Origin of the sequence: Cupriavidus sp. BIC8F (assembly GCF_032465815.1) — a bacterium.
GTDB classification, from domain to species: domain Bacteria; phylum Pseudomonadota; class Gammaproteobacteria; order Burkholderiales; family Burkholderiaceae; genus Cupriavidus; species Cupriavidus necator.
Genome location: NZ_CP136095.1, coordinates 2,201,482 through 2,213,102, shown reverse-complemented (window position 1 = coordinate 2,213,102; position 11,621 = coordinate 2,201,482). Strand labels below are relative to the sequence as shown.

At 67.9% G+C, this 11,621-nt stretch carries 13 protein-coding genes and 1 pseudogene; 4 read left to right on the top strand and 10 right to left on the bottom strand.

Annotation, left to right across the window (positions count from 1 at the left end):
- Window positions 1-146 precede the first annotated feature (146 nt).
- The 3 genes from RS901_RS30215 to RS901_RS30205 all read right to left on the bottom strand — a co-directional run bounded on the left by RS901_RS30215 (window position 147) and on the right by RS901_RS30205 (window position 1,303).
- Window positions 147-485: a hypothetical protein gene (locus RS901_RS30215; RefSeq protein WP_316154181.1), complete on the bottom strand. Its 339-nt coding sequence runs from the start codon at window positions 483-485 to the stop codon at window positions 147-149.
- Window positions 486-633: 148 nt separating this feature from the next.
- Window positions 634-831: a hypothetical protein gene (locus tag RS901_RS30210; protein ID WP_316154180.1), complete on the bottom strand. Its 198-nt coding sequence runs from the start codon at window positions 829-831 to the stop codon at window positions 634-636.
- Between the two features lie 199 nt (window positions 832-1,030).
- Entirely contained in the window at window positions 1,031-1,303 is a 273-nt protein-coding gene (locus RS901_RS30205) for a DUF2188 domain-containing protein (protein WP_316154179.1), read from the bottom strand.
- A 269-nt stretch (window positions 1,304-1,572) separates the two neighbouring features.
- Here RS901_RS30205 and RS901_RS30200 point away from each other — a divergent pair, with 269 nt between their 5' ends.
- A complete protein-coding gene (locus tag RS901_RS30200; protein WP_316154177.1) occupies window positions 1,573-1,716 on the top strand; it encodes an entericidin A/B family lipoprotein in 144 nt (47 codons plus the stop codon).
- A 78-nt stretch (window positions 1,717-1,794) separates the two neighbouring features.
- On the opposite strand, the gene RS901_RS30195 is transcribed toward RS901_RS30200, so the two are convergent.
- The gene (locus tag RS901_RS30195; protein ID WP_316154176.1) at window positions 1,795-2,799 is read right to left on the bottom strand and encodes an AraC family transcriptional regulator; all 1,005 of its coding nucleotides are present in this window, start codon (window positions 2,797-2,799) and stop codon (window positions 1,795-1,797) included.
- A 146-nt stretch (window positions 2,800-2,945) separates the two neighbouring features.
- Here RS901_RS30195 and RS901_RS30190 point away from each other — a divergent pair, with 146 nt between their 5' ends.
- The gene (locus tag RS901_RS30190; RefSeq protein WP_316154175.1) at window positions 2,946-4,124 is read left to right on the top strand and encodes an acyl-CoA dehydrogenase family protein; all 1,179 of its coding nucleotides are present in this window, start codon (window positions 2,946-2,948) and stop codon (window positions 4,122-4,124) included.
- A complete protein-coding gene (locus RS901_RS30185; RefSeq protein ID WP_316154174.1) occupies window positions 4,121-4,678 on the top strand; it encodes a flavin reductase family protein in 558 nt (185 codons plus the stop codon). The genes RS901_RS30190 and RS901_RS30185 overlap by 4 nt, the downstream gene beginning before the upstream one ends.
- On the opposite strand, the gene RS901_RS30180 is transcribed toward RS901_RS30185, so the two are convergent.
- From RS901_RS30180 to RS901_RS30160, 5 genes and pseudogenes are all read right to left on the bottom strand, one after another.
- Complete coding sequence (locus tag RS901_RS30180; protein WP_316154173.1) at window positions 4,675-5,541, bottom strand: DMT family transporter; 867 nt, start codon at window positions 5,539-5,541, stop codon at window positions 4,675-4,677. The two genes, RS901_RS30185 and RS901_RS30180, sit on opposite strands and share 4 nt — an antisense overlap.
- Window positions 5,542-5,571: 30 nt before the next feature.
- Entirely contained in the window at window positions 5,572-6,480 is a 909-nt protein-coding gene (locus RS901_RS30175) for a 2-hydroxy-3-oxopropionate reductase (protein WP_316154172.1), read from the bottom strand.
- 75 nt (window positions 6,481-6,555) lie between these two features.
- Window positions 6,556-7,658: pseudogene (locus RS901_RS30170) on the bottom strand (malate/lactate/ureidoglycolate dehydrogenase).
- Window positions 7,659-7,771: 113 nt separating this feature from the next.
- Window positions 7,772-8,056, bottom strand: coding sequence for a hypothetical protein (locus RS901_RS30165; protein ID WP_316154171.1), 285 nt, complete (start codon window positions 8,054-8,056; stop codon window positions 7,772-7,774).
- Window positions 8,057-8,163: 107 nt separating this feature from the next.
- Window positions 8,164-8,814: a DUF1345 domain-containing protein gene (locus RS901_RS30160; RefSeq protein ID WP_316154170.1), complete on the bottom strand. Its 651-nt coding sequence runs from the start codon at window positions 8,812-8,814 to the stop codon at window positions 8,164-8,166.
- 158 nt (window positions 8,815-8,972) lie between these two features.
- Here RS901_RS30160 and RS901_RS30155 point away from each other — a divergent pair, with 158 nt between their 5' ends.
- Complete coding sequence (locus RS901_RS30155) at window positions 8,973-10,511, top strand: FAD-dependent oxidoreductase (protein WP_316154169.1); 1,539 nt, start codon at window positions 8,973-8,975, stop codon at window positions 10,509-10,511.
- 8 nt (window positions 10,512-10,519) lie between these two features.
- Here RS901_RS30155 and RS901_RS30150 read toward each other — a convergent pair whose 3' ends face one another.
- On the bottom strand, window positions 10,520-11,521 hold the full coding sequence (locus RS901_RS30150; RefSeq protein ID WP_316154168.1) for a Dyp-type peroxidase: 1,002 nt from the start codon (window positions 11,519-11,521) through the stop codon (window positions 10,520-10,522).
- Window positions 11,522-11,621: the final 100 nt, after the last annotated feature.

Genomic DNA, 11,621 nt, shown 5'->3' with positions numbered 1-11,621 from the left:
AGTGGGCTCGCCCAGGCGTGCAGGCGGCGCACCAGGGGATAAGGGCGAGCCTTGGGCGGTTCAGGCGCGAGTGCGCTTTACCTGCCTTTGTAAGAACGGCATGCCGGCGAGGGCGGGTCGGAAGACCCCGGCGTGCGGCGAAGACGCTACGACGGATGGCCGCGCCGCAGCGCGGTGGGGCGGGCAATGCCCCAGACATCCAGCAGCGGCTCGAAATGCGGCTTGCTTTCGCGCGGTGCCGGCGCCACGCGCCGCGGCGGCGGCAAGGGCCGGCCGGTCAGCATTAGCGGGGTATCGGCCTCGGCCGGCGATTCAGGCTCGCCGGCGTAGGCCACCACGCCCATCTGGCGGGCGGACTTCAGCGCACGCGTCAGTTCCGCGGCGTTCAGGCGGCTGGCGGCGGCAAGCTGGTGCCGGGGCATGGGCCCCTTGGCACGCAGGCTGGCAATCAACGCCATCACGCATTCCCGGGTGGTTCGATTCATTTCGCTGCGTCAGGAAAAGGGTGCAGCGGTGGGCTCGCCAATCGAGCCTGCCGCGTACGGTACCCATTCTTTCGCAGGGGTCATATCCTTGCCAACCGGATATGACACTTGTTCACATTTCCGAGCGCAGAGAGGATTTTTTCCTAACCTAATGCCGCGTTTCCGGGTCGCCGGCCGGAAATCTGCGATCCGCGCCGTCGCGCGGGGTCAGCATCGTGCCGTGCTGGCGCCACTTGCGCGCGTGCCTGGCATGGACGTCTTCGGCCAGCTCGTGCAGTTCGGCAACCCTGGCGTCGATCGGGTCGGGATAGATGTCCAGCGGGCGGTACCTGAGGAACAGGCGCATGGGGGGTCTCGGTTGGTTCTGGATCATGGCGTGCTGCCTTGATTCCAGTATCGGTGACGGACCCGCAGCTTTCACGAACGGAGGCGTAACACATTGATTTCACTCAATGTGTTGCCCGCAATGGACTGTTGTGCCCGCGTTGGCCGCTGGCCCCGGGGATGCAGGGGATGGGGCCGGCCGCTGACGGTGGCCGGAGTGCTCAGTAGCCGATGCGGGCGGTGCCGCGTGCGTCCCGGCAATAGATCTTGCGCTCGCGCACCAGGCCGTCGCGGCCGTGGATGCACAACGGCACGCCATCCTCGCGCGCGCGCATCCAGCCGGCCGCAATCGCGGCTTCCTGGGTCGGGAAATGCAGCGCGGTGTCGTCGCCACCGTTCTCCAGGCCTTCGATGGTGAGCGCCCATGCGCCGTCGCCGGCGTATTCGGTGTTGTCGGTTGCGGCGGGAAGCACGTGGATGCTGCGTGACGTCATGGTGTTCTCCGGAGGGCTTGGACTTGACTGTTGACTTTTAAGCGATGGCGCCGCCGCAGGGTATCCGTCGCTGTCCTACAAGCGCGCACGCGGTGACGGCCCGACGCGCCGTCGGCTGACATCCCGGTAGGACGAAAGCCGACTTTTCGCGCTGCGGTGCATTGCTACGATCCAATTGCCGGTCGGGCAAGCGGCTGCCCGGTCAAGTCATTCCGATCCACTCCATCCTGGCGGCGCATGCCGCATCCACACGAAGCAAGGAGATCGTCATGAGAAAGCTATTTGCACTGTTTACCCTCGCCGGCGTATTGCTGATCACGGGTTGCAACACCATGGCCGGCGCAGGCAAGGATATCGAGCGCGGCGGCGAGAAGGTGCAGGGCGCGGCGGAAAGCACCAAGCAGAAGATGTAAGTCCCGCTGCCTGCCGCCCTGGCAATGACAACGGCCCGCGCCTGGTGACGCGGGCCGTTGTCATTGCCAAGGTGAATTTCAATGTGCGGCCGCCGCCGGAGCCTGCCCAGCGTCGATGTGGTTGCGGCGCCAGCTGGCGGGCGGCAGGCCGAACTCGCGCTTGAATGCGCGGCTGAACGCGGCCTCCGAGTCGTAGCCGACCGCGCCCGCGACCTCGCTGATGGAACGGTTGCCGCTGCGCAGCTCGGCGGCCGCGGAGCGCAGCCGCCAGTGCGCCAGGTACTGCATCGGTGGCTGCCCCAGCAGGTCGGTAAAGCGCTGCGCCAGCGCGGAGCGCGACAGGCCCACGTTGCCCGCCAGCTCATCGACCGTCCACGGATAGGCGGGCCGCGCGTGCACGCGCGACAGCGCCCGCCCCACATAGCGGTCGCGCAGGGCGGCAAGCCAGCCGCTTTCATTGTCAGGCAGGGTGTCGATGCAGCGCCGCACTGCCTGCACGAACAACAGCTCGGACAGCTTGGCCAGCACCGTGGCGGTGCCCGCGCGCGGTTCCGCCGCTTCCGAGGTGGCAAAGGCCAGCGCCGATGCTAGCCATGCCGATTCCAGCCCGCTGCCGAGTCCTACCTTGAACAGCCGCGGCAGCGACGTCAGCAAGGGATTGCCCATGGTGTCGTCGAACCCCAGGAAGCCGCACACCATGCGCGTGGTCTCGCCGCCGCCGCCGTAGGACACGCGCATGACCTCGCCCGGGCTGTTGCGCAGCATGTCATACACCAGCGGAGCGGATGGCAGTGGCTGCAGGCGCAGGTCGCTGCCCAGCACGTGCGGTTCGCCCTGCGGCACCACCAGCAGTTCGCCGGTGTCCACGCGCACGCCCGCGCCGGTGCCGTCGACCAGGCGCGCCCAGCAGGTGCCTTCGGTAATCAGGTGGTAGGAGACGACGCGGTCGGCTCGGGGCAGGAAGGCGGCGCGCAATTCAGCATCCGCTTCACTGATCAGGCACCACGGCGACTTGAACTCGCCGTTCAGGAACACGGCGCCGCTGAGCTGCACGGCGCGCAAGAGGTCGGACAAGGCATCCATGGTCACATTCCTCCAGATCCGGTGTTTCGCGCAAGAAAGCCGGACGCCCGATCATATGGGCGAGGGGACCGGGCTCCGATACTAGCACCGTGCCTGGCGCCATACAACGCCGCAGCGCACGTATCAGACAAGCCGGAGACAACACCATGGAAACCCTTTCCGCAGCGGATGCCAGCGCAGGCGCTCAGGCCGACTGGCTTGGCCTGGCCGCGACCCTGGGCCGCACCTTCGACGCACGCGCGCCAGAGATCGATGCCAGCGGGCAGTTCGTCAGCGCCAACTACGACGACCTGCGCGCGCACCGCTTCTTTGCCGCGGCCGTGCCGCAGGAACTGGGCGGCGCCGGGCTCTCGCACCAGGAGCTGGGCGCGGTGCTGCGCGAGCTGGGCAAGTACTGCGGATCGACCGCGCTGGCCTTTGCCATGCACACCCACCCGGTGGCCACGGCCGTGTGGCGCTGGCGCAATCAGCAAGCGCCGGTGGAGGGGCTGCTCAAGCGCGTGGCGGGCGAGCAGATGGTGCTGCTGGGCAGCGGCGGTTCGGACTGGCTGCAAGGCAGCGGCAAGGCTACGCGCGTGGATGGCGGCTTTCGCGTGGATGCGCGCAAGATCTTCGCCAGCGGCGCGCCGGCGGCGGACCTGTTCATGACCTGCGCCGTCCATGACGATCCGGAGACCGGGCCCACCGTGCTGCATTTCGCGCTGCCGATGAAGTCGCCGGGCGTACGCGTGCTGTCGAACTGGCACACGCTCGGCATGCGGGGGACCGGCTCGCACGATGTGCTGCTGGAAGGCGTGCTGGTGCCGGATACCGCCATCGGCGCACGCCGCCCGCAAGGCGTGTGGCATCCGATGATGCATACGGTGGCGATGATCGCGCTGCCGCTGATCTATGCGGTCTACGTCGGCGTGGCCGAGGCCGCGCGCGATATCGCGCTGCAGCTGGCGCGCCAGCGGCGCCTGAGCGCGCATGCGGTGGAAGCCGCCGGGCGCCTGTGCAACGAGGCCGATGCCGCGCAGCTGGCGCTGGATGCGATGTTCGCGGCGGCGTCGGGGCAGGCGCCGGGTGCGGTCACCACCAACCGCATCATGTGCGCCCGCACGCTGGCTGCGCGCGCGGTGCTGGCGACGGTCGAGGGGGCGATGGACCTGGCCGGCGGCGCGGGCTTCTATCGCGATGCCGGGCTGGAGCGGCGCTTTCGCGATGCGCAGGGCGCGCGCTTCCATCCGCTGCAGGCCGGTGCGCAGCAGGAGTACGCAGGGCGCATGGCACTGGGGCTGGATATCGACGCGCCGCCCGGCGAGGTGCGGCCTGCCGCGCAATGATGCCCGCCCTGGCGCCGCTGCCGTATGCCACGCAAGCCTGCAACGACAGCGGCCAGGACGACTCGGCCCGCGCCATCAGCCACGATGGCGCGGCGCGGCGGGCCTTGCGCGACGCGCTGGGGCAGTTTGCCACGGGCGTCACCATCGTCACGGCCGCGGACGCCGACGGCCAGCCTGTCGGCGTCACGATCAACGCCTTTACCTCGGTGTCGCTCGCACCGCCGTTGCTGCTGTGGTGCCTGGCACGCAGCTCCGGCAGCCTGGCGGCGCTGCGCGCGGCACCGTGCCACGCGATCAACGTGCTGGGCAGTGGCCAGCAGGCATTGTGCCGGCGCTTTGCCGCGCGCAGTGGTGACCGCTTTGCAGGCGTCGATTGCCGCCCCGGGCCATGCGGCACGGTGCTGATCGACGGCACGCTGGCGCATTTCATCTGCCGGCACCGCTCGGTGCGCGTGGTCGGCGACCACGTGATCTTTGTCGTGGAGGTGGTGGCCTATGGCTCGACGCCAGGTGCGCCGCTGGTGTTCCATGCGGGCGGGTTTGCCGGCAGCTAGGCGCGCTTGCCTGCAATCACCAGCGCAATGCCGCCCAGCACCGCGGCCGCGCTCAATGCCAGCCGCAGGCTCAGCGCTTCACCGAGCAGCGCGATGCCGCCCGCCGCCGTAATGACCGGCACGCTCAGTTGCACGGTGGCGGCGGTGGCGGCCTTCAGCCGAGGCACCACGGCATACCAGATGACATAGCCCAGCCCGGAGGTGATGGCGCCGGACAACAGCGCATAGGCCAGGCCCGCGCTGTCCAGTGAACGCTGCGCCTGCATCACCGCACCCAGCGCCAGCGCCATCGGCACCGCGCGCAGGAAATTGCCCGCGGTGGTAGAGGCCGGATCCGCGGCGCGCCTGCCGCGCAGCGAATAAACGCCCCACGCGATGCCGGCCGCGATCATTAGCAGCGAGGACAGCAGCGGCGGCGCGGCCAGCCCCGGCAGCAACAGCCACACCAGCCCGGCCAGCGCCAGGGCCAGGCCGAACCATTGCTGCGCGCGCATGGGCTCGCCGGCATAGAGGCCATAGCCGGTCATGGTGGCCTGCACCGCCCCGAACAGCAGCAGTGCGCCGGTCCCCGCGGTGAGACGCACATAGGCGAAGGAAAAGGCCGCGGCATAGCAGAACAGCGCAAGCGCGGAGATCCAGTTGCCCTGCACCGGCGGCAGCCGCTGCGCCACGACCGTGCGCACCAACTGGTGCCGCGCCGCGACGATGACCCACAGCACCAGCGCCGCCGCGGCGACGCGGGCCAGCGTAAAGCTGGCCGCGTCGATGGTGGTGCCTTTAAGCGCGAGCCGGCACAGCAGCGAATTGCCGGCAAAGGCGAGCATCGCCAGTGCGGTCAGCACCACGGTGTTCGCGCGCGGCATGCGGCGGGGCGGCGGTGGCGGCTGCGTGGTTCAGGCTGCGGGCGGCTCGTCGCCGATGGCGAACGAGGACAGGTGCTCGATCGCCCTGACCAGCGCGGAATGATCCCAGCCCGCGCCGCCCAGCCCGCTGCAGACATTGAACAGCTGCTGGCACGACGCCGTGCTGGGCAGACCCACGCCGAGCTGGCGCGCGGTGGACAGCGCCAGGTCCAGGTCCTTCTGGTGCAGCGCGATGCGAAAGCCCGGGTCGAAGGTGCGCTTGATCATGCGTTCGCCATGCACTTCCAGGATGCGCGAGCTGGCAAAGCCGCCCATCAGCGCCTCGCGCACGCGCGCGGGATCGGCGCCGGCGCGGGCGGCCAGCACCAGCGCTTCGCTGACCGCCTCGATGGTCAGCGCCACGATCACCTGGTTGGCCACCTTGGCCACCTGGCCGTCGCCGGCCTCGCCCACGCGCGTGATGTTCTTGCCCATCAGCTGCAGGATCGGCAGCACGCGGTCGAACACTTCCTGCTTGCCGCCGGCCATGATCGACAGCGTGCCCGCCTTGGCCCCGACCTCGCCGCCGGAGACCGGCGCATCGACATAGTCGGCGCCGAGCGCCTCGATGCAGCGCGCGAACTCGCGCGTGGCGATCGGCGAGATCGAGCTCATGTCGATCACGGTGACGCCGCCTGCCGTGTCGGCAAGGCCGTCAGCGACCCCCTTCTCGCCAAACAGCACCCGCTCCACGTCGGGCGTGTCAGGCAGCATCAGGATGATGGTTTCCGACTGCTTTGCCACCTCCTCGGCGCTGGCGCAGGCTTTCACGCCGGCATCCTGCAGGTCCTGCGGCACGCCGCTGCGGGTATGGGCGAACACGGTATGCCCGCCGTCGACAAGGTGCTGCACCATGGGCTTGCCCATCACGCCAAGTCCGATAAAGCCGATCTTGCTCATGTCAGTGTCCGGTAGTGGTCAGGCGCCAGGCCGGCCGTGCGTCGCGCACGACGCCGGGTTCATCTCTGATGATAGTCAGTCGCAAGCCAGCGCAGACAGCGGCCCCGGCGCAGGCTGCGCGCTGGCGCGCGCGGCCGCCACCCGCGCGGCGGCATCGTCCAGCTGCGCCAGCGTGCCGGCGTCAACCGGGACATGGGTGGCGCGGGCGGCGCGCCAGGCCCGTTCGGGCTCGCCCGGCAGGCGGATGCCATCCTGCCCCGGCTGTAGCCGCGAGGCCTTCATCCACTCGGCGAACGCCGCCACCTCATGCCCGAACGATGTGCTGGTGCCCAGGCGCGCGGGATCGAACACGATCGCCAGCATGTTGTTCCAGACCGCGTGCTCATGCCGCAGCGTTTCAGGGCGGATGGTGTGGCCGCCGGTGACCGCGGCGCCCAGCAGCTCGCACATCACGGCCAGCACATGGCCCTTGTGCTCGCCAAAGGTCCGCAGCGCGCCTTGCGGCGCGCCGCCGTCGGGGTACACACGGCAGGATCGGCGGTGGGCTCGCCGCGCGCGTCCAGCAGGCAGCCGGGCGCCACCGGCACGCCCTTGTTGTGGGCCACGCGCACCTTGCCCAGCGCAATCGCGCTGGTGGCGAAGTCCAGCACCAGCGGCGGCTCGCCCGCCACCGGCACGCCGATGGTGAACGGGTTGGTGCCGTAGCGCGCATCGTAGCCGCCGTGCGGCGCCACGATGGGCTTGGACAGCACGTTGACGAAGTGGATCGAGATCATGCCGGCGGCGGTGGCCTGCTCGGCCCAGTGGCCCACGCGCCCCAGGTGGTGCGACTGCCGCAGGCCCATCACGCAGACGCCATGCTCGCGCGCGCGGCCGATGGCCATGTCCATGGCCTGCGCCGTCACCGCCTGGCCCATGCCGCGGTTGCCGTCCAGGCTCAGCATGCTGCCGGCATCGTGCAGCACGCTGGCCTGCTGGTTCAACTGCAGCTCGTCGGCCCGCCAGGCCAGCACATAGCGCGGGATCATGCCGACGCCGTGCGAGTCATGCCCGCTCAGGTTGGCGCCGACCAGGTGGTCGGCCGTCAGGCGCGCCTCTTGCGCGCTGCTGCCCGCGGCAAGCCAGAGATCGGCCACCCACTGGTGCAGGGCGGCGGTAGGGATGCGGTGTTCGCTCATATCGGCCTTGGCTAGGGATGAAAAAAGCCCCGTGCCGTGTGACGGCAACGGGGCTTCATGATACGGCCGGCGCGAGCCCGGCGGTGCCGGCGTGGCCGGTGATCGGCAACTGCTTACTGGCGCAGCGCAGCTTCGGCAGGTGACTGGCCAAGGATTTCGCGGATACGGGCCAGGTAGGTATCGCCCACCGCGCGGTGCAAGCGCGCCGCCTCGGCCGCGAACTGGCGCCGGCTGGGCGGACGGATGCCCAGGCTGCGGCAGATCGTTGACAGGTAAGGCTTGCGCTCGCCGCCCAGGCGCAGTGCCGCGGTCTGCAGCGCGGCATCGCCGATGCGCCCGCGCAGCCAGGCCAGCACCTGGCGGTCATAGTCGTTTTGCACACGGATCAGGTGTTCCATGGACGGGACTCCTACTGTTCATCCATACAGTTACTGTAAATATATACAGTATCCGGCGGGATGCAAGGAGTTTGTCCAGGAACACTTTGGTCGCGTGGCCAAGTTGACTACAAGCCACCCAGGGCGTTCACGGTGAACGCCAGAATCCCCATGTTGAACAGAAACGCGGCCACGCAGTGGCCCAGGACCACCCGGCGCATGTGGGCGCCGGCGATGGTCACGTCAGACGTCTGGAAAGTCATGCCCAGCGTGAAGCTGAAATAGAGGAAGTCCCAATAGCTGGGGTCCTTCACGCCCGGCACCTGCAGCCCGCCCTGGTCGCCGGTGGCGGTCTGGAGATAGTAGAGATGCGCATAGTGCAGCGTGAAAACGGTGTTGGCAAAAAGCCAGGACAGGATGAGCGTGGCGACGATCAGCGCGATGTCGGCCCAGTGCGGTGTCTCGGGGCGCGCGATCAGCGTCCCGATCGCAACCAGGATCACCATCGAGAGCAGCACGGTGATCGTGAGCAGCGCGGTGCGGTTGGCATCGTTGTGTTCCGCTGTATGCCGCATGGCAGCAGCATCGGCGCGCAACAGCGGCAGCGCGGCGCCAAGGAAGACAAGGGCCGCGAGATCGAAGCCGATCAGCAGCGCAATACGTGGCTCTGCGCCGAGCGCACCCGCGGCGAAGGTCGCAACGATCAATATGGCGCCGCACAGCAGAAAGCGTGCGGGTGCAATGCGCTTGCCGATAGCGAAGCGGGCGGGTCTGTTCATAGGGCAGTCATCCGGGTGACCCTTCGTCAGGAAAGGAGGCTGGTCATGCGTGAATCATATCCGTGCCGTCGCGCAGTTTGTAACGCTGCATGCGCCTTTCATTTGACGGCATCGGGGTTGATAATGGCCCTGTGCCATGACCGGCAAGGAGAGACGCCATGACCGAACGCTCTTCGTCCACGGATGAACCCGATCTCGCCCAGGGGGTGCCGCTGGCTGATATCGCTGAAGGGGGCATGTTGACAGGGCAGGTTGGCGGCGAACCGGTCTTGCTCGTGCGTCGGGCCGATGCGTTGTTTGCCGTTGGTGCGACCTGTACCCACTATGGCGCGCCACTGGCGGACGGCCTGCTGGTCGGCGACACGATCCGATGTCCATGGCATCACGCCTGCTTCAGTCTTCGTACCGGCGAGGTCATGGGGCCGCCCGCCCAGGACGATCTGAAATGCTGGCGCGTGGAACAGCAAGACGGGAAGGCCTTCGTCCGCGAAGCGCTGCCGGCGGTGCGGCCACCGAGACTTGCCGCCGCCCGACTCCCTGAATCCGTGGTGATCATCGGCGGCGGCGCCGCCGGGACTGCCGCGGTCGAAACCCTGAGGCGGGAAGGCTATAGCGGCCCCGTCACGCTGTTGAGCGCCGATCGCTCACTGCCGTACGACCGGCCGAATCTGTCGAAAGACTACCTCGCCGGGACGGCAAACGCGGACTGGCTGCCAATGCGGCCACCGACGTTCTACGCGGATCACAACATCGACGTGCGCTCCGACAACCGTGTCGTCAAGCTCAGCCCCGCGCAAAAGTCCGTGACGCTCTCGGATGGCAGCAACGTGAGCTACGGCGCGCTTCTGCTTGCCGTCGGTGCCGTGCCGATACGGCTCGACGTTCCTGGCGCATCGTTGCCGCACGTGGGCGTGCTCCGTACGCTGGCCGACTGCGACGCGTTGATCGCGCGTCTCGGCACGGCACGCCGATGCGTCGTGGTGGGCGCAAGCTTTATCGGGATGGAAGTCGCGGCGGCGCTGCGAACGCGAGGCCTTGAAGTGCATGTTGTCGCGCCCGAAGCGCATCCGATGGAGCGGGTCCTGGGTGCGGAGCTCGGCGGCATGATCAAGGCGCTTCATGAATCGCACGGGGTAACGTTCCATCTCGGGGCCACGGTGGCGGAGATTCAGCCGGATCGGGTGAAATTGTCGACCGGCGCGGAGCTGGCTGCCGATCTGGTCGTGGCCGGGATTGGCGTTCGCCCCGACGTGGCGCTGGCGCAGGACGCCGGCCTCGCGCTGGACAAGGGCGTGGCGGTCGATGAATTTCTCCAGACGAGCGAACCTGGCATCTATGCCGCGGGCGATATTGCGCGCTGGCCTGACCCGGGAACGGGCCAGCGTATCCGCGTCGAACACTGGGTGGTCGCCGAGCGCCAGGGCGTGGTGGCAGCGCGAAACATCCTGGGACAGCGGCAACGCTTTGCGGCAGTGCCATTCTTCTGGACCCAGCACTACGATGTGGCCATCAACTACGTGGGCCATGCGGAGCAATGGGATCGCCTTGAAGTCGACGGCGATCCCGCCGCGCATGACTGTACGGTGACCTACTGGAGCAAGGACAAGCGGCTTGCGGTCGCCACGGTCGGGCGCGACCTGGCGAGTCTTCGGGCGGAGGCCGCGTTCGAGCAGCAGACGACAGGATCCGGGGCGTGATCGGCAACCTAGCGAGCTTCAGGCAACCTGGCGAAGCGCGGCGCGATATCCGGCGTGGCAGCAGGGGCTTCGCGATCGGCAAGCCCTTCAAGCAGGTCGGCCGACGGGACAAAGAACAGGCTGCCGGTGACTGCCTTGCTGAAGTCGAGCAGCCGGTCGTAATTGCCGGGCGGCAATCCGACGAACATGTTCTCGAGCATCTTCTCGATCGGCGCGGGCGAACGGGCGTAGCCGATGAAGTAGGTGCCGAACTCGCCCGCGCCCGGGCGCCCGAACGGCATGTTGTCACGCAGGATCTTCACCTCTTGCCCGTTCTCGACCAGCGTTGTCAGCGAACTGTGCGATGACGAAGGCTTGATCTCTTCGTCCAGTTCGATGTCGGACAGCTTCTTGCGTCCGATGATCAGTTCCTGTGTCTCCACGGGAAGGGCATTCCACCCCGTCATATTGTGCAGATACTTCTGCACGATGACGTAGCTGCCACCTGCAAACTCGGCATCTTCATTGCCGATCACCGTGAAATCGACCGCCTCGCGTCCGGCCGGATTCTCCGTGCCATCGACAAAGCCGATCATCGCGCGCATGTCGAAGTTGCGAAAGCCGTGCACCTCGTCGACAACCTGGATCGCATCGCCAAGCTTGCCGAGCAGTTGCGTGGCAAGCTCGAAGCAGAGGTCCATCGAATCGGCACGGATGTGCAACAGCAGGTCACCCGGCGTGGCGACGGCGACGCGATCGCCGGTGCCGAACTCCCGGAACGGATGCAGCGCCGCGGGGCGGGGCTTGCCGAACAGCCTGTCCCACGCGTCGGAGCCGAAGCCGCAGACACAGGACAGGTTGCCTGACGGCACGCGATGGCCGACCGCGCGCACGACGGCGGCAACGTCGGCACACCACGCGCGGACGGTGTCGGCGTGGTCGTCGCCGTCGGTGAGCGTCGCCACGATGAATATGGCGCTGCGGGTGACTGTGCCGGAAACGGCTTGCGGTTCGGGGGCATAGGTAGGCATCGGGTTCTTCATGTTGTGTAAGCCGATACGGTTCGCGGGGGAACGAATGGGAATTCAATGCATAAGCCTACACGAATTATGTGGTGCCTCTGGCCTTTGG

What these genes read in the sequence shown, in the direction of transcription:
- RS901_RS30215 (WP_316154181.1), bottom strand. Translation starts at nt 485, where the DNA reads ATGAATCGAACCACCCGGGAATGCGTGATGGCGTTGATTGCCAGCCTG.
- RS901_RS30210 (WP_316154180.1), bottom strand. Translation starts at nt 831, where the DNA reads ATGCGCCTGTTCCTCAGGTACCGCCCGCTGGACATCTATCCCGACCCG.
- RS901_RS30205 (WP_316154179.1), bottom strand. Translation starts at nt 1,303, where the DNA reads ATGACGTCACGCAGCATCCACGTGCTTCCCGCCGCAACCGACAACACC.
- RS901_RS30200 (WP_316154177.1), top strand. Translation starts at nt 1,573, where the DNA reads ATGAGAAAGCTATTTGCACTGTTTACCCTCGCCGGCGTATTGCTGATC.
- RS901_RS30195 (WP_316154176.1), bottom strand. Translation starts at nt 2,799, where the DNA reads ATGGATGCCTTGTCCGACCTCTTGCGCGCCGTGCAGCTCAGCGGCGCC.
- RS901_RS30190 (WP_316154175.1), top strand. Translation starts at nt 2,946, where the DNA reads ATGGAAACCCTTTCCGCAGCGGATGCCAGCGCAGGCGCTCAGGCCGAC.
- RS901_RS30185 (WP_316154174.1), top strand. Translation starts at nt 4,121, where the DNA reads ATGATGCCCGCCCTGGCGCCGCTGCCGTATGCCACGCAAGCCTGCAAC.
- RS901_RS30180 (WP_316154173.1), bottom strand. Translation starts at nt 5,541, where the DNA reads ATGCCGCGCGCGAACACCGTGGTGCTGACCGCACTGGCGATGCTCGCC.
- RS901_RS30175 (WP_316154172.1), bottom strand. Translation starts at nt 6,480, where the DNA reads ATGAGCAAGATCGGCTTTATCGGACTTGGCGTGATGGGCAAGCCCATG.
- RS901_RS30165 (WP_316154171.1), bottom strand. Translation starts at nt 8,056, where the DNA reads ATGGAACACCTGATCCGTGTGCAAAACGACTATGACCGCCAGGTGCTG.
- RS901_RS30160 (WP_316154170.1), bottom strand. Translation starts at nt 8,814, where the DNA reads ATGAACAGACCCGCCCGCTTCGCTATCGGCAAGCGCATTGCACCCGCA.
- RS901_RS30155 (WP_316154169.1), top strand. Translation starts at nt 8,973, where the DNA reads ATGACCGAACGCTCTTCGTCCACGGATGAACCCGATCTCGCCCAGGGG.
- RS901_RS30150 (WP_316154168.1), bottom strand. Translation starts at nt 11,521, where the DNA reads ATGCCTACCTATGCCCCCGAACCGCAAGCCGTTTCCGGCACAGTCACC.